Origin of the sequence: Flavobacterium sp. MMS24-S5 (assembly GCF_050320125.1) — a bacterium.
Classification (GTDB): domain Bacteria; phylum Bacteroidota; class Bacteroidia; order Flavobacteriales; family Flavobacteriaceae; genus Flavobacterium; species Flavobacterium tyrosinilyticum.
This window is the reverse complement of sequence record NZ_CP190016.1, coordinates 12,541-39,225: the sequence shown is the minus strand read 5'-3', so window position 1 is coordinate 39,225 and position 26,685 is coordinate 12,541. Positions and strand designations below refer to the sequence as shown.

23 protein-coding genes and 4 pseudogenes are annotated in these 26,685 nt (G+C 33.4%); 13 read left to right on the top strand and 14 right to left on the bottom strand.

The window, feature by feature from the left end; genetic code table 11:
• Positions 1-126: 126 nt before the first annotated feature.
• The 3 genes from ACPWTF_RS00190 to ACPWTF_RS00180 are packed head-to-tail and all read left to right on the top strand — an operon-like array spanning position 127 to position 1,538.
• On the top strand, positions 127-573 hold the full coding sequence (locus ACPWTF_RS00190) for a hypothetical protein (protein WP_427873887.1): 447 nt from the start codon (positions 127-129) through the stop codon (positions 571-573).
• 4 nt (positions 574-577) lie between these two features.
• A complete protein-coding gene (locus tag ACPWTF_RS00185; protein ID WP_427873886.1) occupies positions 578-1,039 on the top strand; it encodes a hypothetical protein in 462 nt (153 codons plus the stop codon).
• Positions 1,017-1,538 (top strand): hypothetical protein, encoded by a 522-nt coding sequence (locus ACPWTF_RS00180; RefSeq protein WP_427873885.1) that lies wholly within the window; start codon positions 1,017-1,019, stop codon positions 1,536-1,538. Before ACPWTF_RS00185 ends, ACPWTF_RS00180 begins: the two co-directional genes overlap by 23 nt.
• Positions 1,539-1,707: 169 nt before the next feature.
• Here ACPWTF_RS00180 and pdeM read toward each other — a convergent pair whose 3' ends face one another.
• From pdeM to ACPWTF_RS00150, 6 genes and pseudogenes are all read right to left on the bottom strand, one after another.
• Positions 1,708-2,346 carry a ligase-associated DNA damage response endonuclease PdeM gene (pdeM, locus tag ACPWTF_RS00175; protein WP_427873884.1) on the bottom strand — a complete coding sequence of 213 codons (639 nt, stop codon included), beginning with the start codon at positions 2,344-2,346 and terminating at the stop codon, positions 1,708-1,710.
• 6 nt (positions 2,347-2,352) lie between these two features.
• Positions 2,353-4,813, bottom strand: a pseudogene (locus tag ACPWTF_RS00170) (ligase-associated DNA damage response DEXH box helicase).
• Positions 4,814-6,415 carry an ATP-dependent DNA ligase gene (locus tag ACPWTF_RS00165; RefSeq protein WP_427873883.1) on the bottom strand — a complete coding sequence of 534 codons (1,602 nt, stop codon included), beginning with the start codon at positions 6,413-6,415 and terminating at the stop codon, positions 4,814-4,816.
• A 142-nt stretch (positions 6,416-6,557) separates the two neighbouring features.
• Positions 6,558-7,562: a ligase-associated DNA damage response exonuclease gene (locus ACPWTF_RS00160; protein ID WP_427873882.1), complete on the bottom strand. Its 1,005-nt coding sequence runs from the start codon at positions 7,560-7,562 to the stop codon at positions 6,558-6,560.
• A 47-nt stretch (positions 7,563-7,609) separates the two neighbouring features.
• On the bottom strand, positions 7,610-7,996 hold the full coding sequence (locus ACPWTF_RS00155) for a YidH family protein (RefSeq protein WP_379800706.1): 387 nt from the start codon (positions 7,994-7,996) through the stop codon (positions 7,610-7,612).
• Positions 7,997-8,013: 17 nt separating this feature from the next.
• Positions 8,014-8,331 (bottom strand): hypothetical protein, encoded by a 318-nt coding sequence (locus ACPWTF_RS00150; RefSeq protein WP_427873881.1) that lies wholly within the window; start codon positions 8,329-8,331, stop codon positions 8,014-8,016.
• A 222-nt stretch (positions 8,332-8,553) separates the two neighbouring features.
• Here ACPWTF_RS00150 and ACPWTF_RS00145 point away from each other — a divergent pair, with 222 nt between their 5' ends.
• Positions 8,554-8,685: a hypothetical protein gene (locus ACPWTF_RS00145; RefSeq protein WP_256469706.1), complete on the top strand. Its 132-nt coding sequence runs from the start codon at positions 8,554-8,556 to the stop codon at positions 8,683-8,685.
• 90 nt (positions 8,686-8,775) lie between these two features.
• Here the strand turns inward: ACPWTF_RS00145 and ACPWTF_RS00140 are convergent, their stop codons facing one another.
• The 6 genes and pseudogenes from ACPWTF_RS00140 to ACPWTF_RS00115 all read right to left on the bottom strand — a co-directional run bounded on the left by ACPWTF_RS00140 (position 8,776) and on the right by ACPWTF_RS00115 (position 15,207).
• Positions 8,776-9,405: a DsbA family oxidoreductase gene (locus tag ACPWTF_RS00140; RefSeq protein WP_427873880.1), complete on the bottom strand. Its 630-nt coding sequence runs from the start codon at positions 9,403-9,405 to the stop codon at positions 8,776-8,778.
• 565 nt (positions 9,406-9,970) lie between these two features.
• Positions 9,971-11,089 (bottom strand): DNA polymerase III subunit beta, encoded by a 1,119-nt coding sequence (gene dnaN, locus ACPWTF_RS00135; protein ID WP_095930019.1) that lies wholly within the window; start codon positions 11,087-11,089, stop codon positions 9,971-9,973.
• Between the two features lie 107 nt (positions 11,090-11,196).
• Positions 11,197-12,883, bottom strand: a pseudogene (gene gldG / locus ACPWTF_RS00130) (gliding motility-associated ABC transporter substrate-binding protein GldG).
• Positions 12,883-13,608 (bottom strand): gliding motility-associated ABC transporter permease subunit GldF, encoded by a 726-nt coding sequence (gldF, locus tag ACPWTF_RS00125; protein ID WP_427873879.1) that lies wholly within the window; start codon positions 13,606-13,608, stop codon positions 12,883-12,885. Before gldF ends, gldG begins: the two are co-directional and overlap by 1 nt.
• Before the next feature lie 147 nt (positions 13,609-13,755).
• Positions 13,756-14,053, bottom strand: a pseudogene (locus tag ACPWTF_RS00120) (putative quinol monooxygenase).
• A 326-nt stretch (positions 14,054-14,379) separates the two neighbouring features.
• Complete coding sequence (locus ACPWTF_RS00115) at positions 14,380-15,207, bottom strand: SAM hydrolase/SAM-dependent halogenase family protein (RefSeq protein WP_427873878.1); 828 nt, start codon at positions 15,205-15,207, stop codon at positions 14,380-14,382.
• 261 nt (positions 15,208-15,468) lie between these two features.
• Here ACPWTF_RS00115 and ACPWTF_RS00110 point away from each other — a divergent pair, with 261 nt between their 5' ends.
• The 8 genes from ACPWTF_RS00110 to ACPWTF_RS00075 all read left to right on the top strand — a co-directional run bounded on the left by ACPWTF_RS00110 (position 15,469) and on the right by ACPWTF_RS00075 (position 22,051).
• Positions 15,469-16,419, top strand: a complete 951-nt coding sequence (locus ACPWTF_RS00110) for a PhoH family protein (protein WP_427873877.1) — start codon at positions 15,469-15,471, stop codon at positions 16,417-16,419.
• Positions 16,420-16,559: 140 nt separating this feature from the next.
• Complete coding sequence (locus ACPWTF_RS00105; RefSeq protein WP_427873876.1) at positions 16,560-17,246, top strand: hypothetical protein; 687 nt, start codon at positions 16,560-16,562, stop codon at positions 17,244-17,246.
• A gap of 14 nt (positions 17,247-17,260) precedes the next feature.
• Positions 17,261-17,623, top strand: coding sequence for a DUF1801 domain-containing protein (locus tag ACPWTF_RS00100; protein WP_427873875.1), 363 nt, complete (start codon positions 17,261-17,263; stop codon positions 17,621-17,623).
• A gap of 138 nt (positions 17,624-17,761) precedes the next feature.
• Complete coding sequence (locus ACPWTF_RS00095) at positions 17,762-18,592, top strand: Cof-type HAD-IIB family hydrolase (RefSeq protein WP_427873874.1); 831 nt, start codon at positions 17,762-17,764, stop codon at positions 18,590-18,592.
• 114 nt (positions 18,593-18,706) lie between these two features.
• Positions 18,707-19,300 (top strand): hypothetical protein, encoded by a 594-nt coding sequence (locus tag ACPWTF_RS00090; protein WP_427873873.1) that lies wholly within the window; start codon positions 18,707-18,709, stop codon positions 19,298-19,300.
• Between the two features lie 91 nt (positions 19,301-19,391).
• A complete protein-coding gene (locus ACPWTF_RS00085) occupies positions 19,392-20,345 on the top strand; it encodes a phosphoribosylaminoimidazolesuccinocarboxamide synthase (RefSeq protein WP_427873872.1) in 954 nt (317 codons plus the stop codon).
• 31 nt (positions 20,346-20,376) lie between these two features.
• Positions 20,377-21,510 (top strand): glycoside hydrolase family 26 protein, encoded by a 1,134-nt coding sequence (locus tag ACPWTF_RS00080; protein ID WP_427873871.1) that lies wholly within the window; start codon positions 20,377-20,379, stop codon positions 21,508-21,510.
• Positions 21,511-21,655: 145 nt separating this feature from the next.
• Positions 21,656-22,051 (top strand): ankyrin repeat domain-containing protein, encoded by a 396-nt coding sequence (locus ACPWTF_RS00075; RefSeq protein ID WP_427873870.1) that lies wholly within the window; start codon positions 21,656-21,658, stop codon positions 22,049-22,051.
• A gap of 69 nt (positions 22,052-22,120) precedes the next feature.
• On the opposite strand, the gene ACPWTF_RS00070 is transcribed toward ACPWTF_RS00075, so the two are convergent.
• Positions 22,121-22,309: a hypothetical protein gene (locus ACPWTF_RS00070; protein WP_427873869.1), complete on the bottom strand. Its 189-nt coding sequence runs from the start codon at positions 22,307-22,309 to the stop codon at positions 22,121-22,123.
• A gap of 733 nt (positions 22,310-23,042) precedes the next feature.
• On the opposite strand from ACPWTF_RS00070, the gene ACPWTF_RS00065 reads away from it, so the two are divergent.
• Positions 23,043-23,423, top strand: coding sequence for an ankyrin repeat domain-containing protein (locus ACPWTF_RS00065; protein ID WP_427873868.1), 381 nt, complete (start codon positions 23,043-23,045; stop codon positions 23,421-23,423).
• A gap of 162 nt (positions 23,424-23,585) precedes the next feature.
• On the opposite strand, the pseudogene ACPWTF_RS00060 reads toward ACPWTF_RS00065, so the two are convergent.
• Positions 23,586-26,685, bottom strand: a pseudogene (locus tag ACPWTF_RS00060) (efflux RND transporter permease subunit).

Genomic DNA, 26,685 nt, shown 5'->3' with positions numbered 1-26,685 from the left:
TTTCTCGATACTGGTATAGAATTACCAAATAAAAATCTAAAGCATCCATTTGCCAATTTCGAATTGTGGCAAGTTGATCTTCGTAGTAATCTTGCTGTTATAAATTATTTTTAAAACTATAAAATTATGAATAAGAATTTTTTTACATTATTAGTAGTAGCTTGCCTTTTTATATCATCATTAAGTTATGGGCAAGAAGACAGACGCATTAAAATAGAAATCGCTTTGAAAGATGGTAACAAAACGACAAAAGCGGTATTGCGATCTGCTACATTTTCTTTTACAAAATCTACTGTCAGCGGAACAGAATCGGAGGTAAAAAACAATTATTATTTTTCTCTTGATTTTGAAAAACAAGATATTGCTTTGCTGGCAGTTTTAATGAAAAATAAAGCAGGAGTTGATGGTCAAATTACCATGACCGATATATTTGGAAAGCTTCCTACGAGAAAATTTGATTTTACAAAAGGAAGAGTAGATTCTTTAAGCGATCAATTAACGGCCGACTATACGAGCGCTTACATCTCACTTCTTTGTGATTCTCTGATTATTGATGGCGTTAAAATTGAGTAGAGAAATGAATGAACTGAAGAAATTCACAAAAGAAGGAAATCTGTATGTCATGAAAAGGCAATACGGCTTTGGACTAATTGTGGTACTCGGAATGATTGCTTTTACTATTGGAGGCATTTATTATAAAAATAATGCAGTAATTGGCATTTTTGGAGTCTTGGCTGTTTTATGCTTTATTTCGGTTTGGCAGGAAGGATTTAGTATTGATCTGGACAGAAAGGAGTTTAGAATAAAAAACGGATTGGTTAATAAACCCGTTCTGATTCCGATTGCTGATTTTCTCAATTTTGAAGTGGTCAAAGTCAGACATAATTTTATCACAACAAACGTTTGCTTAAATCTTTATTACAGAAAAGATAACAAGGAGAAATGCACTGGAATTGCACAAGGTTTTACAGCTAGATCCATGCAGAATTTGATTAATGAAATTAATGAAATTTTAGATGAACATTCGAGAAAGATATAACATCGAAGAAACGCTGTATTCTTTTTCATTTAATCCGCAAAAACCATCAGTAAATCAATCATGGTGGTTTTTGGCTGGAATAACGACAGGAGTAATAGCTTTACTATTGTTTTTTAATGATCTAGGAGAAGAAATGCGTTGGGTGATTGGTACATTCTTAGCATACTTTTTGATTCATTTTTTATATGATATTCAAATAGCTTCTAAAATTCGGTTTACGTTGGATGCTCGTAGTAATGCCGTTTATAAAACAAGTCCGTTACTTTCAAAAAAGAAAATAATGAATCTGGATGAAGCCATAACTTTTGTTCAATCAGAAATGGGAAGCTGGCATTATGCTTTAGGAGCAAAGAAAAGCCAGTTTATTAAGAGTTATAGAATTAGTGAAGGATTTAGTTCAGGGAGAAAAAGCGACGAAAGGCAAGATGCGTACGAGAATTTTATTCTAGTAAAAATCGGTAAGCTTCAAGAAAATGTAAATTCCAATCGCAATAATTAATTAGATAAGACGTGACTTTTTTTTCACGCAGACTAAAAGGTTAGGGCAGATGCTAATGCTGCAGACTAAAAATATCTATTAAATTATCTCTAGTGAGAGCTATAGATAATTCAATAGATACTTTAGATTTTCTTTTTTATAATACTGTAAATAAATTAAATAGATTGTTTCAATTGTTTTTGTTTATCAAAATAATTTCATCTCCAGCAATAGCAAAAACGGTATGTTCGGGTTCAGGTTTCATGATAAATTTCCCAGTAAATTCTCCAAAAGCAGGCAGTATCATTTGATTGCTTTTTTGAAAAAAACAACGTAGTTTCAAGCTTTGAAGCCCCAATCCGCGGAGGATTATTCCAGGATGTATATGTCCTGAGAAATTGAAAAAATTTTCTTTTTCTTTAGGATGATGGGTGAAGAGAAAATGATCAATCTCAAGAGAATCTATGACAAGAATTCCAATTTGGTAATAATGTTTTTGGTCTATTATATCATGATTTCCTGCAATCAAATAAGTTTCTTGATTATGATTGGAAATCCATTCTTCAAATAAATCCCATTCAGCATTTTTTGCGCTGTGAAATAGATCTCCCAAAAAAATGATTTTTTCAGGTAGAAAATAATCCAAAACTTCTGTGATTTTTCTAAAATTTTCAGAAATGGCATTTTGCGGAATAGCAATTCCGTGTTTTCTAAAATGTGTTACTTTTCCCAAATGCACATCAGAAATAATGACTGTTTTTTGCTTTTCCCAAAAAACAGCACCGCTTGAATGAAGTGTAAAGGTTTCGTTTTGTATTTGAATATTCATAAAGATCTATTTCATATAAGATGCAGTCATTTTCTGAATTCTTTCAGCCAAAGTTTCGCTCGAAAGTTTTTCTCTCAATCGATCAGTAATTAAAGGAAAACTAAAAGGCGTTGGTTTCAAACATTGCTTCCAGATTATTTTTTGATTTGCAATTCGTTCCAAAGCCAGAATCAAACGTCCTTCTTCCAATTGATGTTCAAAGGTTTCACGATACGCTTGATGCAATAATAAATTATCAGGTTCAAAGTCTCTAAATACTTCAAAAAGCAGTTGCGAACCGCTTTGCAAATGTTTAGTCTTAACCATTTTTCCTGGAAAACCGGTAAAGACTAATCCAGAAATTACGGCAATATCTCTAAACTTTCTTCGCGCCATTTCGGTCGAATTTAAACTTTTCTGCAAATCGTGATGCACATATTCGGTTGAAAATAGATTATTGTCTAAAACGGCTTCGATGTCAATTTCCTGATCCGAAAGCAATTCAAAACCATAATCATTATAAGCCAAAGAAAATGTGATCGACTGCAATAAACTTATTCTAAACGCCAACAAACTGGCTAAAGCTTCATGAACAAAACGTCCTTCAAAAGGATAAAAAATCGCATGAAATCCTTCTCGAGTTTTGAAGGTTTCAATTAAAAATTCATCTGAACTGGGCACGATTGATTCTTTGCGCTGTCTTTTAAATAAAGGCTGTAAAGCTTTTAATTCTGGCGAAAGATTATCGGTATTGGCGCGATATAATTCCTGACGAAGCAATTCACTCATTTGAGAAGAAAGAGCCAAACGTCCACCCATCCAACTAGCAATTTTAGATTCTTTCTTCGGACTCGCTTTTTTTACCAAAACCTGCATATTTCTGATTTTGAATAATTCCAGTTTTTTTCCTGCGAAAATAAAAGTGTCGCCAGGTTTTAATTTCGAAATAAACCATTCTTCAATCGTGCCGATATAACCGCCGCTGAGATATTTTACATTCATAACGGCATCGCCAACAATTGTTCCAATCTGCATTCTGTGATGCATGGCAATCATTCTGCTGTTTATTTTGTAACAGCCGTTTTCGTCAATTTCCACTTTTTTAAATTCGTCATAAGCATGAAGACTTTGGCTTCCTTGCGTAATGAAATTTAAAATCCAGTTCCAATTTTCAGTCGTAACGGTTTGATAACTAAAAGTTCCCTGAATTTCTTTAAAAATTTCGTTTGGATAAAATCCGTCAGAAACTGCCAACGTATTAAGATATTGAACCAAAACATCCCAGCTGTTTAAATACGGAACACGATCTTCAATAACACTATTTTCAACTGCTTTTTTTAGTGCCGAAGCCTCGATTAATTCAATGGCATGAGTGGCAAGAAAATAAATAACACTTTCTTTTCCAGGCTGATGTCCGCTTCGTCCGGCACGCTGCATAAAACGGGCAACGCCTTTTGGCACCTCCAACCTGAATAATTGATTCGACAGGAGCAAAGTCAACTCCTAAATCTAAACTAGAAGTGCAGACTACGACTTTTAATTCTTCATTCCGAATAGCATTTTCTACCCAAAGTCTGGTTTCTCTGTCAATGCTTCCATGATGCATCGCCATTTCGCCAGCAAATTCAGGATATTTTTCTAATAATCTCTGATACCATATTTCGCAAGCCGAACGAACATTGGTAAAAATAAGGGTCGTTTTACTGGCTTTTATAATTTTTGCCGCTTCATCAATCAGATGCAAACCCATATGTCCGCGCCACGGATACGTGTCCATTTTCTCTGGAATTATGGAAATGACTTTTATTTTCTTGTTAATTACCGCTTTGATTAAAACAGAATTATTATACGCTTCAGAATCTACTCCAAGCAAAACTTCCTGCGCTTGCTGTAGATTACCAATTGTGGCTGAGATTCCCCAAATACGAATATTTTTCGCGATAGTTTTCAATCTTGACAAACCTAATTCTATTTGCACGCCACGTTTGGTTCCGAGTAATTCGTGCCATTCGTCAATTACGATTGAACTGCAATTTTTAAAAATATTAGCATACCCTTTTGTTGCTAAAAGTAGTTGCAGACTTTCGGGAGTTGTAATGAGCAAATCGGGCATTTTGTTTTTTTGCTTGGCACGTTCTGCAGAAGACGTATCTCCGGAACGAATTCCAACTGTCATTGGAATATCTAAATCTGTAAGCACTCTTTCTGCCGCTTGTTTAATTTCAACAGATAAAGACCGTAGAGGCGTAATCCAAATTGCTTTTAATCCTGAGTTATGTTTATTTTTGTAATTCGGATTTTCTTTGATGTAGTTTAAAATGATGGGAAGCCAAAGCGCATAGGTTTTTCCGCTTCCTGTTGGAGCATTTAGCAAGCCATTTTTGCCCTGTAAAAAAGCAGTCCAAGTCTGGGTCTGAAACGGAAAAGGTTTCCATCCCTGACTTTCAAACCATTCGCTGGCGATCTTAAATAACTGCTCTCTATTCATCTATAAAATCATATTTTTTAAATCTTCGATTGAATTGGCTTCTTCAATTTTTTTATCGTGTCGCCATCTTAAAATTCGTGGAAAACGGGTTGCCACTCCGCTTTTATGTCTTTTGGAAAGTGCAATTCCTTCAAAACCAATCTCAAAAACCAATTTTGGCGTAACGCTTCTTACGGGACCAAATCTTTCTAAAGTATTTTTTTTGATGAAATCATCGACCATTCTAAATTCCGCATCAGTTAAACCGGAATACGCTTTCGCGAAAGTGACGAGTTCACGTTTGTTGTTTTCATTTTCGTGCCAAAGGGCAAAAGTATAATCGGTAAATAGATTGGATCGTCTTCCGTGACCGCGCATAGCGTAGGTGAGAACAGCATCAATCGTTAAAGGTTCAATTTTCCATTTCCACCAATCTCCTTTTTTTCTTCCAACTAAATAGGGAGAATCTTTTCGTTTCAGCATTAAACCTTCGCTTTTCATTTCGCGCGATTTTAATCTTTCATTTGTGACCTCTTCCCAAGTCGAAAAATGAATTCTTTCTGAAAGCTGTAGCGGAATCTCTTTTCCAATCAAAGTCGTAAATAATTCTTCTAATATGGTTCGGCGTTCTTCGTAAGGAAGATTGCGAATATCTTTTCCCTGCCATTCCAATAAATCGTAAGCTTTAATGATAACAGGCGTATTTTTTAAAACAGAAGCCGATACATTTTTACGGCCAATTCGGGTTTGCAGATCATTAAATGTCCCAATTTGATTGTCTATGAAAGGAAGAATTTCGCCGTCTATAACTGTTCCGTCGGGAATATTGCCAATGAAAGATTGAAATTCAGGATATTTATCGGTTACCAATTCTTCGCCACGACTCCAGACATAAATTTCGTTATCGCGAATAATAGTTTGAGATCGAATTCCGTCCCATTTATGTTCGGCGCTCCAATCTTCAGGATTGCCAAGATTTTCAAGTTCGCCTTCAATTGGATAAGCCAAATAAAACGGATAAGGTTTTGATAAATAATCGCTGCTTCTTTCGTCCAAAATCAATTCTTGAAACGTAATCGTATTTGGATTCCAGTCGCCCATTAATTTATAAGCAAGTGTGTCTTCATCAATATTTTCGGCTTTAGAAAGTGCTCGAGTCATTAACTTTTGACTTAAACCAATTCTGAAACTTCCTGTGATTAATTTAGTGAAAACGAATCGTTCATAGTAATTTAAATTCAGCCAATTGGTTTGCAGATATTCTTTTTTCTCTAAATCTGTTTTCTTTTTTAAAGCAATGATTTCTTGTAGAAATTCAGTCAAACTTTTATCAGAATGTTCTTTTGTGGTTGGAATAACCAAAGCAATCGTTTCGGCCAAATCACCCACAATATGATAGCTTTCTTCAAACAACCAAAGCGGAATATTAGCCAATTCGTTTGCCCATAAACGCAATAAAGTCGTATTAACGGGACGGGGAGGGCGACGATGCGAAAGAATAGCGATTGTCCACACTTTATCTTCGTCGTTTGCTTTTAGGAAATAATTCGTCAGCGCATCAACTTTTACCGATGTTTTATTAGAACTGTCTAAGGTTTTTATAAGTTCGGCAAAGTTTTTCATTTAATTATAAATTTTGAGTTATGGGTTATAGGTTATAGGTTATAGGTTATAGGTTATAGGTTATAGGTTATAGGTTATAGGTTGGAGTTAGACATCGAATAACATTTAACTCTTAACGTTTAACTCCTAACTCTTAACCTATCTAACTTTCCTCTGTGTCATTTGTTTCTCCTTCGTATTGTGTGTTGGCTGTTCGGGCATCGTAACCTAATTCTCTTAGATATCTTGAGAAAATATCTGAATAGCCATGAGTGCAGATGACTCTTTCTGCGCCTGTTGCTTTTATGCTTTCCAATAAACCGGTCCAATCGCAGTGATCGCTTAAGACAAATCCGCGGTCAACGGCACGTCTGCGTCTTGCACCTCGAAAAGCCATCCAACCGCTAGCTGTTCCTGTTACAAAAGGAGTCATTTTTCTAATCCACGTGCTTCCATGTGCGCTTGGCGGAGCAATTACAATATTGCCTAATAAATCTTCTTTTTTAGTTTCGGCAGTTACTCGTATAGTTGGGGGCAAATCAATCATAGGGCGCACGATATTGGTCATATTTTCTATTGCGCCATGCGTGTAGATCTGTCCAATACTTGTGTCAAGATTTTTTAATAATCGTTGTGCTTTTCCTAAAGAATATCCAAAGAGGACAGAGGTTTTTCCTTCTGCACGATTCTCCGCCCACCAATTATTAATTTCAGTCATAACATCTGCTTGCGGTTCCCATTTAAAAGCGGGTAGTCCGAAAGTACATTCGGTTATAAAGGAATGGCATTTGACGACTTCGTATGGAACTGAAATTCCGTCGTCTTCTGTTTTATAATCGCCTGTAAAAACCCAGATTTCGCCTTTGTATTCCACTCTAATTTGTGCTGAACCAATAATATGTCCTGCTGGATGAAAAGAGAATTTTACGCCATTTATAGTAAAAGTTTCATTCCAGTTTTTGCCCGAAACATTAATGTCTCCCAAACGATGTTTTATAATTGGAATATTAGAATAGTGTGTAATATAATTTTGGTGTCCCCATCTTGCATGATCAGAGTGGCCATGTGTAATAATAGCATTGGTTACCGGCCGCCACGGATTGAGATAAACATCGGCCTGCTGGCAGTAGATTCCTTTGTCGTTAAATTGTAATAATGGCGGATTCATTTTTTTGACTAGATCATTAGAAAATTTGATAATTAGATAATTGTTTTTTAGGAGCTTGCTGCTATTATTAGATAGGCGATAAGCGAAATGCTCAATACAAACAGCATCATTGTAATAAAGGTAAGCATTGCGGTCGAATATTGATACTTTCCTTTTTTTAATAGTTTGATAGTGTGAATGTAGCGTAAGTATGATAGCAAAATAGTCAATGCTCCAGCAATTAATAAACCAATACCTAAATAGATGGTAAAGTTACTATTGGGCGGGACAGTTTCTGCTAAATGTTTAGCGGGAACATGTTTTAGAAATAAGGAAAATTTTACTGCTACAAATCCGAAAACCATGATCCCAATTCCAGTGCGAAGCCATGCTAATAAAGTTCTTTCATTAGACAAATATTCATTCATAGCTTCCTGATCATTTTTTGGCGACATATCTGTTTTAAGATTTTTTAGTATTCAAAATTTGTATAAGGTGGACAGTTATATTTGTCATCCTCATTATCTAGATTGTAGCTGTCATAAGGATTTGATTCGTTATAGGAAGGAAAAGTATTGTCCTCAGCCAGATTTAGTCCGCTCTCTACGATTTCGTAACAACCATCAGAAAAATGATCGCATTGATTTCTATAATTGGTATCATGATTTTGCCCTGAAGTAAACTCTTCATCCAAAGCTTCATTTTCATGTGCAGTATCAATATGATCAGGTTTTCTGCACTTAAGATTGTTTAATCTTGCAATTTTTAGGTTGTCAGTATCTGTTCTCATAACTACTATTTTTAAGTTGTAATTTTCGACTTTTGATATATACAAATTTGAAAATTAGCTACTTGAAAAAATTATAAGATTTGAATTTAATTTTACATGATTCGTTTCTGTAAAATTTTGCCTTAATTTTTATTTTATAAAATTCAATTATAATTCTGTAAAATAAGCACTTAGGTATTTCGCAACTTTGTATATATTAATAATTTTAAAAATTATAACATTATGGAAACTTCAAGAAAAGATTCGAAATCTGGAATGAAAGATTCTGGAAAAACTCAAAAATCAACATCTGGTTCTAGAGCAAAAAGCACTACAACAAAATCAACAGATTCAAAAGGTAGAGCTGGACATTAATTTTTTTAGTTTTCTAAGTAGAACTAAATAATAAAAGCGTGCTGTTTAAATATAGACAGCACGCTTTTACGTTTTATTAAGCATAAAGTTTTATTTTAAAACTTCCTGAATTGTTTTTACAAAAGTCTCAATAGGCTGAGCGCCCGAAACGGCATATTTGCGATCAAATACAAAGAAAGGAACTCCTTGAACTCCAATTTCGGCTGCTTCTTTAATATCTGATTGTACCTCTTTAACAAATAAATCTTCGCTTTCTAGAACTTCTCTAATTTCATTTTCTTCTAAACCGGCCTGCATTCCTAATTTAATCAAGGTTTGACCATTGTTTAAATCTTCTCCATCAGTAAAATAAGCCTTAAAGAATATTTCTTCCATTCGATCGCCCATATTTTTGGTTTTGGCCAATTGAATGATTCTATGAGCATTTAAGGAATTAGAGATTACCGCTTTGTCGAAATTATAATCTAAACCAACACTTTTAGCACGTTCTGCGACACCTTTGTGCATTTCTTTAGATTGTTCAATAGACATGCCTTTTCTTTCTGCTAAGAACGTGTAAACATCCATGTCTGGTTGTGATGTGATTGTTGGATCAAGCTGAAAACTTTTCCATTCAATTTCAAATTCGTCATTAGGAAATACTGCAAGCGCAGTTTCCAACTGTCTTTTTCCGATATAACAAAACGGACACATGATGTCCGACCAAATTTCTATTTTCATTTTACAAAGATATAGAAAATTGTTGTTTCAGGTTTCATGTCTTAGGTTTCATGTTGATATGCTATGCGTTTTTCTAACCGCAAAGTGCGCTAACATTTTACGCAAAGTTCGCTAAGGTTTTTGTTTAGGATTGTTTTGGAACGCAAAGTGCACAAAGGTTTTACGCAAAGTTCGCTAAGGTTTTTGTTTAGGATTGTTTTAGAACGCAGAGTACACAAAGATTTTACGCAAAGTTTGCTAAGTTTTATGTTTATTTTTTTTTAGAATGCTAAGCACACAAAGCTTTGCGAACTTTTATTCTTTATAAAGACCTAGAGAAAAGAAAACTTAGCAAACTTTGCGTAAAATCTTAGCGCACTTTGCGGTAAAAATTAAAGACAAAGCATATCAACTTGAAACCTGAGACTTGAAACCTGAAACAAAATAAAAAACCGCAACTCTTTATAGGAATTGCGGTTTCTAGGTATAAAAAATGGTTGGTTAATAGCGATATCTTTTTTTTTACAATGATAGATCTTTTATTTAAAACTAAAAAATATCCCTGTAACAGAAAGAAACTTTAATGTTAACTATTTAACATTACAGGCATTACAAGCATTGTTACTGTTTCTCCTTCTTCTAAACCATCAACTGGTGTTAAAATACCAGCTCTGTTTGGTAAAGACATTTCAAGCATGATCATGTCAGACTGCAGGTTTGTTAGCATTTCTGTTAAGAAACGAGAGTTGAAACCAATTTGTAAATCATCACCTTGATAATCACAAGTCAATCTTTCTTCTGCTTTGTTTGAATAATCGATGTCTTCTGCAGATACGTTTAATTCTGCTCCAGCAATTTTCAAACGAATCTGGTGTGTAGTTTTGTTAGAGAAAATCGCAACACGACGAACAGAGCTTAAGAATAAAGAACGGTCAATCATTAATTTGTTTGGATTCTCTTTCGGAATTACCGCTTCGTAGTTTGGATATTTCCCGTCGATTAAACGACACATTAAGATATAATTGTCAAATGAGAAAGTCGCATTTGAATCGTTGTATTCAATTTTTACTTCAGCATCAGAAGTTCCTAAAATACTTTTTAAAATGTTTAAAGGTTTTTTAGGCATGATAAAATCTGCAACTTGAGACGCTTTAACGTCTGTACGAGAGTATTTTACCAATTTGTGAGCATCTGTTGCTACGAAGATTAATCCTTCTGGTGAAAACTGAAAGAATACTCCAGACATTACCGGACGTAAATCATCGTTTCCTGCTGCGAAGATAGTTTTGCTTACCGCAGTTGCTAAAACCTCTGCAGGAACAAGTGTTACAGATGGATCTTCAAGACTTACTGCTTTAGGGAATTCTTCTCCTGCAGCATAAGCCAAGGCATATTTACCAGAATTAGAGCTAATCTCAACTGTGTTATTGTCTTCAACAGTAAAAGTTAACGGCTGCTCAGGGAAAGTTTTTAAAATTTCAAGCAAAAGTTTCGCTGGAACAGCTACACTTCCTTTGCTTGTAGAATCGATTGATAATGTAGCCGACATAGTCGTTTCAAGATCTGAAGCTGAAACGGTCAACTCATTATTGTTTAGTTCAAACAAAAAGTTGTCTAAAATTGGCAACGTATTGTTGCTATTGATTACACTACCTAAAACTTGTAATTGTTTTAATAAGTACGAACTCGATACTATAAATTTCATCTGTTTTATTTTATTTTTTGATGGATGCTTTAGCAAATAAAGGGCTAAATATACGGATTACAAATATATCTTAAACTATCTAAAGTATTACATTTTTTTATTAACATCTATTTGCTGTATTTTCTTTTTCTTACAAAAGTAAATACAAGTCCGAAAACCAATAAAATTAGAATTGGAACTCCGATAGTTATGAATTGAGTAAAGGTATAGTTTTCGTAAACTTTTTCTTTGTCTAATAAAGGCAGTTCTACATCTTTACTTCTAATGTTAATAAGTCCAGTATCGTCTAAAAGATAATTGATACAATTCATTACGAAGTCTTTATTATCATATAGATTTCCTGTTCTCTGGTCGTAACCTAACTCAACTGGCATCATGTTTTTGTCCAATTGATTTCTGGCAATATCTCCGTCAGCAACAACAATCATTTTATTTGGTTTTCCTTGTGCTGTAAAAGAATTGTCTTTAAAAGGCAATACTCTGTTTTCAAAAGCAGAATGAAAAGAGCCTTCTAATAAAACAGCAAGGGGTTTATTTCCTTTATTCAAATAATCCTGCGGAGTTGTTTTTTCGGTAACCATGTTCAGGTTAACTTCTACAGGAGAACCAATTGTTTTAGAATATTGAGAAGATTGCAATAAAACGGTTTTCTTGATTCCGTTTTTCAAAGTGTCAATCGGATTTGCGAAATCGAATTTAATTCCGCCCAGATTTTTAACGATAGGATGTTGGCTCATTGGAAAAACCTGTGGAGCAAATTTCCAGATAAAATCCTGATATTGTGTAGCGCTTCCTTGTTCGCCAGTAGCCAATTTTATCGGAGTTCCTTGTTCGTCTTTAATTAAATCAGGATTAATTCTGAATCCGTATTTAAAGAACATATCGTTTAGATTTAAATCTCTTGGATAGGCCAGAGTTGCGCCCATATCATTATACAAACTATCCATATCGGCAGCCACTTGGTCAATTAGCCAAAGCGTTTTTCCGCCGTTCATGATAAACTGATCCAGAACCTCTTTTTCTTCGTCAGAGAATTTTTCTGTTGGTTTAGAAATAATGGCTAAATCGTATTTTTTAAGTTCTCTTAAAGTTCCATTCGGATTTTTAGCAACTGAATCTAATGTGAAAGCTGCCTATAAGATAACTTTCGTGAATCTGCTTCAACATGTTGGCAATATGCCTTTCTTTCAATTCGCCATTTCCTTTTATGATCGCAACTTTTTTCTGTTTGTCTTTTGTGATTTTATTGATAGCATCAGCAATAGAATATTCTAAATGCTGAATTGATCCGATTACTTTCTGAGTAGTAGAAGCTCCCATTATATTTTTCAATAAAGGAATATTAACTTCTTTGTTATTATAAACTGCAACTGCCCAAGGAAAAACCATTGCTTGAGATTGTTTTCCTTTGTCGTCAACTGTAATGTTTATTGGAGTTAATCCTTTTTGGAAAAGCGATTTTGTCAATTCATCACTTTCTTCTTCATTTTCTAGCGGATCAACAAATTCAAAAACAATATTGCTGTTATAGGCTTGAAATTCTTCTAATAGCTGTTTGGTTTCTTGCTGCAAACGTCTAAAATCTGCAGGAAGATCGCCAGCCATATAAATTTTTATAGAAAGCGGATTTTTAACTTGTTTTACAATCCCTAACGAAGTTGGTGATAAGGTATAACGTTGGTCTTTTGTTAAATCAAAACGATGAAAAAAGATTGTTCCGAGAACATTTAGAACAACTAAAATAAAAATAGTGATGCCTAATGTCTTTAAATTTTGCTTTGTAGATAGTTTCATTAGGCTTTAAAAGATTTTAATTGGTAAACAGTAAAAGACAAGAAAGCAATAGCAATGCTTAAGAAATAAATAATATCTCGAGTATCGATAACGCCACGGCTCATACTTTTAAAATGATTCTGCATTCCTAAAACCGAAATAAAATTGTTTGAACCAGGTATTAAAGTGGCCAGCCCTTCGAAACCAAAATAAAAGAAAAAGCATAGGAAAACGGCAACAATAAAAGCCACAATCTGATTTTCGGAAAGGGTAGAAGTGAAGATTCCGATTGCGGAATAAGAAGCAATTAGAAACAACAGTCCGAAGTAAGAACCAATTGTACTTCCCATATCAATATTGCCTTCTGGCGAACCTAAATCTGAAATTACTTTTACGTAAATTAAGGTTGGAATAATCGCTAAAATGATCAACAAAAATGAACCAAAGAATTTACCATTTACAACTTCCCAAATTGATAAAGGTTTTGTCAAAAGTAATTCTAAAGTTCCTTGTTTTTTTTCGTCAGAGAAACTTCTCATGGTCACGGCTGGAATCAAGAAAATTAAAATCCATGGCGCCAAAGTGAAAAACGGAGTTAAATCGGCATAACCAGTATTTAGAATATTGTAATCTCCTTCAAATACCCATAAAAAGAGTCCGTTGCTGATTAAGAAAATCGCAATGACCAAGTAGCCAATAGGAGAACCAAAAAAGGATTTTATTTCTCTTAGAATTATAGACTTCATATATTTTGTTTCAAGTTTTTTCTAACCGCAAAGAACGCAAAGTTTTACGCAATGTTCGCAAAGTTTTTGCTGAAAGCTTTGCGAACTTAGCGTTTTTATAAAGCTTGTTAAGAAAAAAACTTGCGTTCTTTGCGGTTAGATATCATTTTAATTTAAACTCACCAATTTATCAACGCTCCATGCTTCTGGTTTAGCATTGAATAGTTTTTTTTGTAAAATCCCAAACGGTATTAAATAGTTCAGAGTTTCTGTAATTTTCTAAATCTTCTTCGGTTTCCCAATAACTGTAGGTAAAAAAGACGCATTTATCATTTTTGTCCTGATACAATTCTAAAAAACGATTTCCTTCTGCGTTTCGTATTTTCTCTTTCACCGATTCAAAATTCTCGAGAAAATCTGGGATTTTTTCTTCGTGAAAACTCATTTTTACTATTCGAACAAACATGTATTCAATTTTAGATTTTAGACTGTTGATTTTAGATTTTTTGAATTGCCTAAAGTCTTACAGGTGCGCAAAAATACCAAATTTGATTGTTGTTTTAAATAAAAATTGAAATATTATAAATGTCGATTTTTAAATTCTATTTTGACAGTATTTTCAAACATAGCCCGTGGTTTCAACCACGGGAAACGTTGAGTGATATGCGTTGTGTCCCCGTGGTTGAAACCACGGGCTATATTTAATATTAAAAACAATAAAAAATCTGCTCAATCAGCAAAATCTGCGAGAGAATTAATCTAAAATCTGAATTCTAAAATCTAAAAATTAGTTTACGAGAATTTAATCGTAATCACATCACGATAATTTAATCCAAGGAGACTATTTGCAGAACCTACTTTAGAAGGATTGCTTCTAAAAATAGCAATTTCAAGAAAACCTGCTTCATTAAAAATCGCCAGTTTTTCTCCTTCATACGTTTTAATCGGATATTTATCTGAAGTTGCGATAGCCGAATAATTGGGCAGAATGGTTTTGATGCTTTTTGGACTCATCACAATTTCGTACGGACGTCCGCGTGAAATTTCTAAGAATTGTTTTTTAGAAATATTCGTTACCACGTTTCCAAAATGATCAATATAAATAATGTTTCCTTTTATAGAATTTCCGTCGTCGGCTACAAGAGCCTGTAATTCGGTAGCTTCTTTAATAGCCGAAATTTCTTTTCCTATAACATTCAATAAACCGCCTCTAGATAAGTGAGAAGCCACTTGAATAAAAATATCCAAATCGGTAGCTTCAATTGGGAAGCGATCATGGATATTAATTGCCACAATTTTCTGCGGAACGATTTTTTGCGTCAGCATGCTCAAGATTCCGTTATCGGCACAAATAAAATAATGATCGTTCCACTGCATAGCAATGTGCTGGTTTTCTTTATTGCGCTCAATATCAACGCCAATAAGGTGAACCGTTCCTTTTGGAAAGCTCAAATAAGCGGCTCCAATAATATAACTTGCTTCGGCAGTATTAAAGGGATCAATGTCATGAGAAATGTCAATGATTTGAACTTCTGGATTTTCAGAAAGTATTTTACCCTTCAGCGACCCCACAAAGTGATCTTTCAAGCCGTAGTCTGTAGTAAGGGTAATTATTGACATAATTTTGTTTATAACTATTGATAGTATTTAAATCTAAATTTCATTAAATTTGAGAAATGCAAAGCTAATAATAGTAAACACAAATTGAAAGAAAGAAAAGACAATTTGTAATTTTTAAAGCATTTGCAAGTTACAATATTCAGTAACACGGATTTAAGTTTATTTTGATAAAACTGAAAACCGCCACTGAATACGGTGATTAAAAAAAGACCCGACAACCACTAAATATTAAAAGGAATTTTTAATTTAAAACTACTTCATTTGAACGAAAGAATAATCGAGCTAGTAGATATTGCACCAAAAGAATTTTGGGGCGCACAGGACAGCCATTTAGAAATCATTAAAAAGTATTACCCGAAGCTTAAAATCGTAGCACGAGGGACAACTTTAAAGGCATTTGGCGAAAAAGAAGTTTTAGACGAATTCGAAAAAAGATTTCAAAGATTAATGCTTCATTTTACGCGTTATAATAATATTGATGACAATGTAATTGAACGTGTAATAATGAGTGATGGTCAAGAAGAAAAAAGAGCTTATGATCATGATAAAATCTTAGTTCATGGTGTTGGCGGTAAGATTATCAAAGCAATGACACCAAATCAGCAATTGCTGGTTGATACGATTAAGAAAAACGATATGGTCTTTGCTATTGGTCCTGCTGGAACCGGAAAAACATATACCGGTGTCGCTATGGCGGTTAAAATGCTAAAAGATAAAGAGGTAAAAAGGATCATTCTGACGCGTCCAGCGGTTGAAGCGGGAGAAAATCTCGGATTTCTTCCTGGGGATATGAAAGAAAAACTAAATCCTTACATGCAACCATTATATGATGCATTGCGTGACATGCTTCCAAATGAAAAATTAGAGGATTATATTTTGAAAGGAATAATTCAGATTGCGCCACTTGCGTTTATGCGCGGACGTACGCTTGACAATGCCTTTGTAATCCTTGACGAAGCACAAAACACCACACATTCACAGATGAAAATGTTTTTAACCCGTATGGGAAAAAACGCCAAATTTATGATTACGGGTGATCCAGGACAGGTCGATTTACCAAGAAGAACTATTTCTGGTCTTAAAGAAGCTATTTTGGTTCTAAAAGACATAGAGGGTATCGGAATTATTTATTTGGATGATAAAGATATCGTTCGCCACAGATTGGTTAAAAAGGTGATTGACGCTTATAAACAAATCGAAAATCACGATTAATAATTATTGTAGTGAAATGTTAAATGTAAATCGTGAATTGTGTTTTAACATTTATTAATATTCGTTTTGTATGTTCCATTCGGAGAAATACAAAACGAATATTTTTTTTAAAAATAAAAACGAATTGTTTATTCTAATTAATGGAAAGTAAAATTATTTTGGTAGTGGGATTACTATTTGCCGCATTTAGATTATATGCTCAAAAAAGTGAAAATAAAAACTCCGATAATTATATAAAGAAATTATCAGGAAAAGAAATTGTTTCAGAACTAAATAGATTAAATTTTTTCAATCTCACTGACAAAAAAGATTTAAAAATTGTGAAAGATGATTTTGAAAAATCTTATGATGAATTAAGTTTTTTTGAAGGTCACATGAGAGATGATTTAAGTTTTACCGATAATAGATTCTATTTTATTGATTCAGAAACATTATTTGAAGGAGAGGGATTAATTCAATATTTAGAAACTATAAAAGTTTTGTTTAATAAATTAAATTTAAAACTTTTGATATCAGATGAATTCGAAGATCAGACTGATAAACATTTACTTCATAAGATAAAATTAAACGGAAAAGAACATATAGCTTTCAATAATAATTTTGGCAATTATGATTGGACTATAGCGTATTTGAATTTTATTGAAATGTTAAATGATCAGCTTAGAATGCAAGGAAGTAAGGAACAGTTTTATCCAATAAGTTGTGGTAATGATGGAAGAATTGTATTGCTAACTAAAGAACAATTTGAGTTTGTCAAAGCGAATTATCCAAATGATTATAATCATCCAAAAGAAATTATAGATTGGAAAGACGGATTTGATTATTAAATTTAATTTAAAAAATGAAACAACTAGATGATTTCTACCTAAACCAAGAAGAACCTATAAAAGGATTATTCTTGGCATTAAAAGAAATCATTCTAAAACAAGATTCAGATATTACAAATACTTTAAAATACGGAATGCCATTTTTCTGTTATAGAGAAAAGATGTTCTGCTATTTATGGATTCATAAAAAAATCAAAAAGCCTTATATCGGAATTGTAGAAGGAAAACATTTTGATGAGCCTTTTTTGGTTCAGGAAAATCGTTCTCGAATGAAGATTATGATGTTTGATAGTAATGAAGATTTACCTTTGGATCAGATTGAAACGATAATTCAAAAAGCAATAAATTTATATAAAATAGGAGTTGTGAAGATTTAAAATGTTTAGACAGCAATATTTAACGGAATAGTTAAATAAATAATAAACTTACCTCAATTTTAGCCTTCAGAGCTTGTAATCTTTGTCTAGCCGAGCTTAAAACCGTAAATTTGCACATCATCGAATTTGATAATTAATATGACAAAACTTAAAAATATAAAAGTTGTAGTAAGTGACCTTGACGGAACTTTACTCAACCCACAACACAGAATTTCAGATTACACCAAATCAATTTTTCAAGAACTTCACAATCAAGGTTATTTGATTGTTGTAGCTACAGGCCGTCATCATCTTGATGCCATGGCTATTATCGAAACACTTGCAGTACCAGTTTATCTGGTAAGTTCTAACGGAGGAAGAATTCATTCGCCAGATAAAGAAGAACTTTTCGCTTTTAATTTGGACAGCGATGTGGTTAAAGCGGCATTAAATATCGAAATCGATCCAGATGTTACGGTTGTGTTATTTAAGGAAAACGTGTGGCAGACCAATAAATGGAATGAAAGATTGAATTCTTTTCAAGCCGAATTAAAATACCGTCCAGAATTAGTAGATTACAAAACGATAGAGGATTTCAAAGCAATTAAAATCTTCTTTTCATGCGATAGTCACGAGAAGTTGGTAAAAGTGAGAGATGCTGTTTTAGCTAACTCTTCAGAGCATTTGCATCATGCTTTTAGTTTGCCAACTTGTCTAGAATTTATGGACAAATCGGTAGATAAAGCGGTTGCCATTGCAAAAGTGTTAGAAAAAGAAGGATTTATGATGGAACAAGCGGTTTCGTTTGGCGATGGTTTTAACGATTTGCAAATGTTGTCAGCAACTGGAAAAGGATTGATTATGGGAAATGCTCCTTCAATTTTAAAAGATGCTTTGCCTAATTTAGAAGTAATTCAAACCAATGCAGAAGACGGAGTTGCAAGATATATTGCATCTAAAATTTTAGATAAAGAGTTTGCAACAACTTAATTCAGAATGTTTTGTGTTCACTTTGTTGCTGAATATTAAATAATAAGTTATTTTTATAAGAGCTAATTCGCAAAGAGTTAGCTCTTATTTTTTTAACCTTAATTTGTTTTAACAATGAAAAGATTTTTACTTCAAGTTGAACGAAATTGTATTTCGGGAGCATTGGTTTTATTACCGCTTTTAGTTTTTTTTATTTTGTTAGAAAAAGTTTGGAAGTTCTTTCAGAATTATGGAGAAAAATTTGCGCACTTTCTTCGTTTAGATCTGGTATTAGGGAAATATGCAACTGATATTGCTGGCGGAATTATTCTGTTGGCACTAATTTATTTCAGCGGTTTTCTAATGCGATTATCTCTCTTAAAAAGATTTACAAAGTGGGTAGACGAGAAATTAATGATCTTTTTACCAGGTTACGAAAAGAATAAAAAAGAAGCAGAAGAAAAGTTATTAAAGCGAAATAGTAAACCAAAACCAGTTACAGACTTGCCAGTTTTGTTTAAAAATGGAAATTTTTGGCAACCTGCCCATTTAATTGAGGAAGATGAAATGGGAAATGCCGTAATTTTTTTGCCCAATGCACCAACGCATAACGAAGGGCAAATTTTAATTGTACAATCAGGAGATTTTAAAAAGTTGCCACAAACGACAATTTCTAGTTTAGACGAGTCAATAAAATCTTTTGGTAAAGGAATTTTAAGCTTTAAATAGATCAGTTAAAATTGAAGTAATATTTTCTTTGTTTGCTCTGTCAAATAGTTTTAAATTTGCATTCATTAAAAACAACACAACCAAAAGGATAATGAGTAACACAATCACAACTACAGATTTTAATTTCCCGAATCAGAAATCAGTTTACCGCGGAAAAGTTAGAGAAGTTTATAATATTAATGATGAACTTTTAGTAATGGTGGCAACAGATAGACTTTCGGCTTTTGATGTAGTTTTGCCAAAAGGAATTCCGTACAAAGGACAAATCCTAAATCAGATTGCAACAAAATTTATGGAATTGACGCAAGATATCGTTCCAAACTGGCTGATTGCAACTCCAGATCCAAACGTTGCTGTTGGACATTTATGTGAGCCTTTTAAAGTTGAAATGGTAATTCGTGGCTATTTATCTGGTCATGCAGCTCGTGAATATGCTGCAGGCAGAAAACAAATCTGCGGTGTTACTATGGCTGAAGGCTTAAAAGAAAACGATAAATTCCCAGAACCAATTATTACACCAACTACAAAAGCAGATAATGGTTCTCATGACGAAGATATTTCTCGTGAAGATATTTTAGCGAAAGGAATTGTTTCTGAAGAAGATTATTTAGTTTTAGAAAAATATACTCGCGCTTTATTTCAAAGAGGAACTGAAATCGCAGCAAAACGCGGATTGATTTTAGTGGATACCAAATATGAGTTCGGAAAAACAAGAGACGGTGTTATTGTTTTAATTGACGAAATTCATACTCCAGATTCTTCTCGTTATTTCTACGCTGACGGATATGCTGAAAGACAGGCTAATGGAGAGGAGCAGAAACAATTATCTAAAGAATTTGTTCGCCGTTGGTTGATCGAAAATGGTTTTCAAGGCCAGGAAGGACAGCAAATTCCAAATATGACAGACGAATATATCGAGTCTGTTTCTGAAAGATACATCGAATTATTTGAGAATATTTTAGGAGAAAAATTTGTAAAAGCTGATATTGACAATATTGATCAACGTATTGAAAAAAACGTATTAGATTACCTTTCTTCAAAATAGTAATTTCGGGTTTAAACTAACGATTTAAACCATGAAATTTATAACCCAAAAAAATGCCCTGCTATTTGTATGTTTTACAGCAGGGCATTTTCTTTTTGCGCAGATTGATAAAAATGCGACAAAGGAAACTAAAAACTTATATCAGAATCTTAAAACTATTTCCAAAAAGCATATTCTTTTCGGGCATCAGCATGCGCTTGAATACGGGCACGGATGGAGTAATGAGCCTAATCGATCGGATGTAAAATCGGTTACGGGTTCGCATCCTGCCATTGTTGGGATTGATTTTAGTGATTTTTCTGGTCGTTCCAAAGACCAAATTGAAAAGGCTAAAGATTTATTGCGAAAAAATGTAATCGATACTTATGAAAGAGGCGGAATTACAACTATTTCTTGGCATTTTAATAATCCAGCTTCTGAAGGAGGATTTTATTGGAAAGACGGAATTTCAGCTGCTTCCATGTCTTTTATAAAGCCCGGAGGTTCTCATCACGAGGAATACAAAGAGATTTTAAAAACTATTGCCGATTTTGCGCATTCTGTTAAAGCAAAAGATGGAAAACTTTCCCCGATGATTTTCATGCCTTTTCATGAATTTGATGGCGATTGGTTTTGGTGGGGGAGAACGCATACTTCTCGAGAAGATTTTATTGCGGTTTGGCAGTTTACGGTTTCTTATTTAAAAGATACTTTAGGGGTTCATAATTTTATTTATGCTTTTTCTCCTGATAATAAATTTAATTCTGAAGCAGAATATTTAGAACGTTATCCAGGTGATGAATTTGTTGATATGCTTGGTATGGATGATTATGGAGATTTTGGAAGAGATGGTAAATACGATCTAGATGCTGGGCTAAAAAAACTTAAAATATTTTCTGATTTGGCTATAAAAAAGAAAAAATTAGCTGCATTTACAGAAACTGGACTGGAGTCAATTCCTAATGAAAAGTGGTGGACAGAAGTTTTACTTAAAACTTTAAAATCCCAAAATCTGCAATTGGCTTATGTTTTAGTTTGGAGAAACGATGTTACAAGTCCAACGCATTATTATTCGCCTTTTCCGGGACAAGTAAGCGAAAAAGACTTTATAAAATTCTATGATGATCCTTTTACTTTATTTGAAAAGGATTTGAAGAATATTTACAGCAAAAAATTTAAGATATAGTGTATTCTTCTACAAATTAAGAACGCAATTTAGGTCAAACTAAATTGCGTTTTTTTATTTTTTTGAAGTAATCATGCAACCTTCTCGAGTTTTAAGTCGTCTAACTAGTAAATCATCATCATCAATCATTTAACAAACAATCATCATGAAAAAATCAGTAGTTATTTTAGGATTATTTTTCCTTTTTGGAAATGTTTCAATTGCATCAAATTCGGCATTTGCAGCTAAAAGTCAAGTAGAATTTTCAGTTTATGGAAAATCTCCATTACATCTCGCCATTAGCAAAGGCGATTTTGAAGCCGTTAAGAAGTTCGTTTTGTATGGTACCAATGTCAATAAAATGGAAAATAATATGACGCCATTAATGGTTGCTGCAAGATTTAACCATTGTGATATTATTAAATTATTACTTGCGAATGGAGCAGATTCCTCAATCGAAAATTCACAAGGTTTTACCGCTTTACATTATGCAGAGTACGCAAAATCAGCAGATTCGATTACTATTTTGAAGACGCTAAAAGAGAATCGTAAGAATAAATAGTAAATAGAAAAAGAAAAGTGCAATTCAAAAAAACGGAATTGCACTTTTTTATTTTAGAAATATAAAATGTTATTCCATTTTCTCTTTTAAATTTTCTAGGCCTTTTTGCAGATCATTTCCAATCATTTGGTCCATTTTTAGCATCGGAAGCATAATATTTGTTGGATAAGGAATTACACCGCTGATTCCCCATCTTACTTTTGTCTGATTTTCTGAAACACGTTCAGTAGACATAAATCCAACTGCAGTATCTTCCATAGGTTTTTTAAAACGAAGAGCAAAATCCAGACGTCTATTTTCTGTTATTTTTGTGATCTGTTGTTCGCCAACTCCAACTTCTTTTACCTTACTTTCCCAAGAAGAAACAGAACCTACTTCGCCATCAGTACCTTTATAACTAATATTTATTTTTGGATCCCTTTTGGCCTAAACACTAAACTCATTTTGGTTTTTTAATGATCTGACATATTTAAAAATACTATCAGCAGGCTTGTTGACTGTAATTTCTCTTTCGACCGAATATTCCTTGGGCATAAAATAAGCAACAATTAAAACAATCGAAATAAATAAAATTAAAATGACGAGTAATCTTTTAATGAAAATCATGGCTTTTTGTTTTTAAGGTTAATGGTTTTTGGATAGATTTTTTTTGCTAGACAAAGATCTATAGGGCTTTTAGATTAAAATGTTATCTATTTGATTTTTAATTCTATAGTAAATTTAAAAAATTATTTGAGAGTTTGAAATGACTGAGGTTGCAAAAAAGATTAAAAATAAATAAGATTTATTGTAACATTTTCTTTTTTATGTAGTCTATTATAGTAAAACCATTAATTTGGTAACGTTTGGGTTCTTTAATTATCGTATTATTAAGTAACTGTTAAGAATTGGTTAAAACATGGTACTTTGTAATACATAATACGATAAAATAAATTACTTTTACATCAGAAATTAAAATCATCAATAATCAATTAATAAACAATCAATCATTATGAAAAAATCAGTTATTTATTTAGGACTAGCCTTAGTAACATTTGGAAATGTAGCTATGGCTTCAAACGGAGTTTCAACTGTTAAAAATCCAATTGCACGTACAGGTTATACAGCAAACCCTTTAAATGTTGCTATTAGCAAAGGAGATATTGAAACAGTTAAGAAATTTATTGAGTATGGAGCAGATGTAAATTTAATCTCAGAAGATCTTACTCCATTAATGACAGCAGCACGTTATAATAAATTTGAAATCATTAAAGTTTTATTGGCAAATGGAGCAAAAGCTAGTGCAAAAAATGAAAATGGTTTTACTGCATTGAAATATGCAGAATTATCAAATGCTTCAGAATCTATTGCAATTTTGAAAGATTTGAAATAACAGTATAAAAAGTTTTGAGTTAGTAAAAAAAAGACCTTTGTGAGCAGAAGGTCTTTTTTTTGTTTTAGAATGAACTCTAAAATAAAAAAGCATCATTATAAAAATGATGCTTCTTCTTTTTTAAATCCCAACAAATTGATTTAAAACTAAATATTTTGATTGCTATTCTATTGGTACATCTTTTTTTCTATTGAATACCCAGAATAAAATTGGGAATACTAATAAAGTTAAGACTGTAGCGGTCATTAATCCACCGATAATCACAATAGCAAGTGGTTTTTGAGATTCTGAACCAATTCCCGTAGAAATTGCAGCAGGCATAAGACCTATAGAAGCCATTAAGGCAGTCATAACAACAGCTCTTGTTCTAGCTTTTACCCCTCTAAAAATAGATTCTTCTAGAGAGAATTTTGCTTTGAGATTGTGGTGAAATTCAGAGATCAGAATAACTCCATTTTGAATACAAATTCCTAACAGGGCAATAAATCCAACCCCAGCAGAAATTCCGAAATTCATTCCTGTAATATGAAGCGCAATGATTCCGCCAATAATGGCAAATGGAACGTTGGCAAGAACAAGAAGAGAATCCTTAAAGTTTCCAAACAAAATAAATAAAAGAACAAAAATTCCAATTAAGCTGATGGGCACAACTTGTGCTAAACGAGCACTAGCACGAACTTGATTTTCAAATTCTCCTGTCCAGCCTGTTGTGTAACCTGCAGGAAGTTTCAATTTATTTACTTTTGATTGTGCTTCAGCAATGGTACTTCCTAAATCTCGATCTCGAACAGAAAATTTAACGCCAATAAAACGCTTGGTATTATCTCTGTAAATAAACGCACTGACCTGTAATGGTTTTGATGTCGCAAATTTCTTTTAAAGGAATTTTGATTCCGCTGATTGTTGGAACTTTAATTTCTTCCAAATCTTTTTCGTCTTTTCTATATTCTTTTGAAAAACGAACACGAACATCAAATTTTTTCTCATCCTCGTATTTTTCAGTTGCTGTTTTTCCTCCAAAAGCTAATTCTAAAACGGCTTGAGCATCACTTAAAGTTACTCCGTAAGCAGCCATTTTTTCTCTATCAAGAATAACGCTTATTTCTGGCTGACCAACATTTCTTAAAATACCTGCGTCTTTAATACCTGGAATATTTTTAATCTGTGCCAAAACTTCATTTGCGAGCTGATCCAATTTATTCAAATCATCGCCATAAATCTTAACCGCATTTGATGCTTTAAATCCCGCTACCGATTCGGCAACGTTATCAATTACTGGTTGCGAGTAATTATAGGTTATCCCTTGGTGAACTTTTAGTTTTTCATCCATTTCATTAATCAATTCATCCATAGAAATTTTACGTTTCCATTCTTTTTGCGGAATTAAGTCTACTTGCAGCTGAATAAATCCAAAACCATTTGGATCGGTTCCGTCATTGCTTCGTCCAGTTTGCGATAATACCTTTTTTACCTCTGGAAAACTTTCTAAGTCTTTTCTAATTATTGCCGCTGTTTTAACACTTTCAGGAAGAGAAGTACTCATTGGTAATTCGGCAGTAACCCATAATGCTCCTTCATTTAATTGAGGTAAAAATTCTGTTCCTAAGAAACCTGCTGAAAAGAAAACACCAACCAGTAGCGCCGTCGAAGCAATTAGAGTTTGTACTTTGTGCTTGAATGTCCATGCAAAACCTTTAGAAACAATTCGATCCCAAAAATTAACAAACGGATTGTGTTTTTCTTTTACATTTTTATTCAATAAAATATGCGAAAGAACAGGTACTAGAGTTAATGTAAATATAAGCGCTCCCAACAATGCAAAACCTAATGTGAAGGCTAGAGGAGAGAACATTTTTCCTTCTACTTTCTGGAATGAGAAAATAGGAAGCAAAGCCGTGATAATGATTAACTTTGAAAAGAAAATGGCTTTACCCATTTCAGTTCCTGTTCTTTTGATCAAGCTTCCTTTGGCAATTTTATTAAATTTCTCCATGCCCAGTTGATGCGCTCGATGGTCTAAAACTACAAACAAGCCTTCAACCATTACAACGGCTCCATCAATGATAATTCCGAAATCGACAGCACCTAAACTTAATAAGTTGGCGCTCATTCCCATCATTTTAAGACACAAAAAAGCAAATAATAAAGAAAGCGGAATTACAATTGAAACTGTAAAAGTAGTTCTCCAGTCTGCCATAAATAAGAATACCACAACAGTAACCAGAATAATACCTTCAAATAAGTTGTGCATTACCGTTTCGGTCGTAAAATTCATTAGATTATCACGATCGTAGAAAGTCTCAATTTTAATATCTTTTGGCAAGACATTATCATTTAGATCTTTGATTTTTGCTTTTATAAGGGCAAGTGTTTCTTGAGGGTTTTCACCTTTTCTCATTACTACAATTCCTTCAACGGCATCGTCATTATCTCCAAGACCGGTCTGACCAACTCTTGGCATGGAACTTTCATAAACTTCTGCTAGATTTTTAACTAAAATTGGATTTCCGCCGGCATCATCAACAATAATATTTCCAATATCGGCCTTTGATTTTAATAAACCAACACCGCGAACAACAAAAGCTTGTCCGTTTTTCTCAATAACATCACCTCCCACGTTTAAGTTTCCTGCATTTACTGCATTATAAACTTGTAGTGGTGTGATATTATATTTGGCTAGTTTAATTGGATCAACTCCAACTTCGTATGTTTTAGTTTGTCCGCCAAATACATTTAGATCGGCAACACCAGGAAGAGAACGAAGTTGTTTGTCGATAACCCAGTTTTGATACGTCAATAATTCTCTACTGTCTCTGCTGTCACTTTTTACAATATACCTAAAAATCTCGCCTGTTGGCCCGTAAGGCGGCTGAACATCTGGTTCTACATCATCGGGAAGTGAAACATTCTTTAATAAATTGTTTACTTGAAAACGGGCAAAGGTATCGTCAACACCATCGTCAAAAATAATTTTTATAACTGATAAGCCAAACATCGTAATGCTTCGAACGCTTGTTTTCTTTTGAACAGAGTTCATCGCAATTTCAATTGGAGAGGTTACAAAACGCTCTACCTCTTCAGCACTTTTTCCGTTCCATTGCGTGATGATGATAATCTGTGTATTGGTAACATCTGGGAAAGCATCGATAGGCATATTTTTGAATGAAATAAATCCAGCAACAGCCAATAATCCTACCCAAAAGAAGGTGAATGCTTTATTCTTTAAAGAGAAAGCAATAATGTTTTTTATGAATTTGTTCAT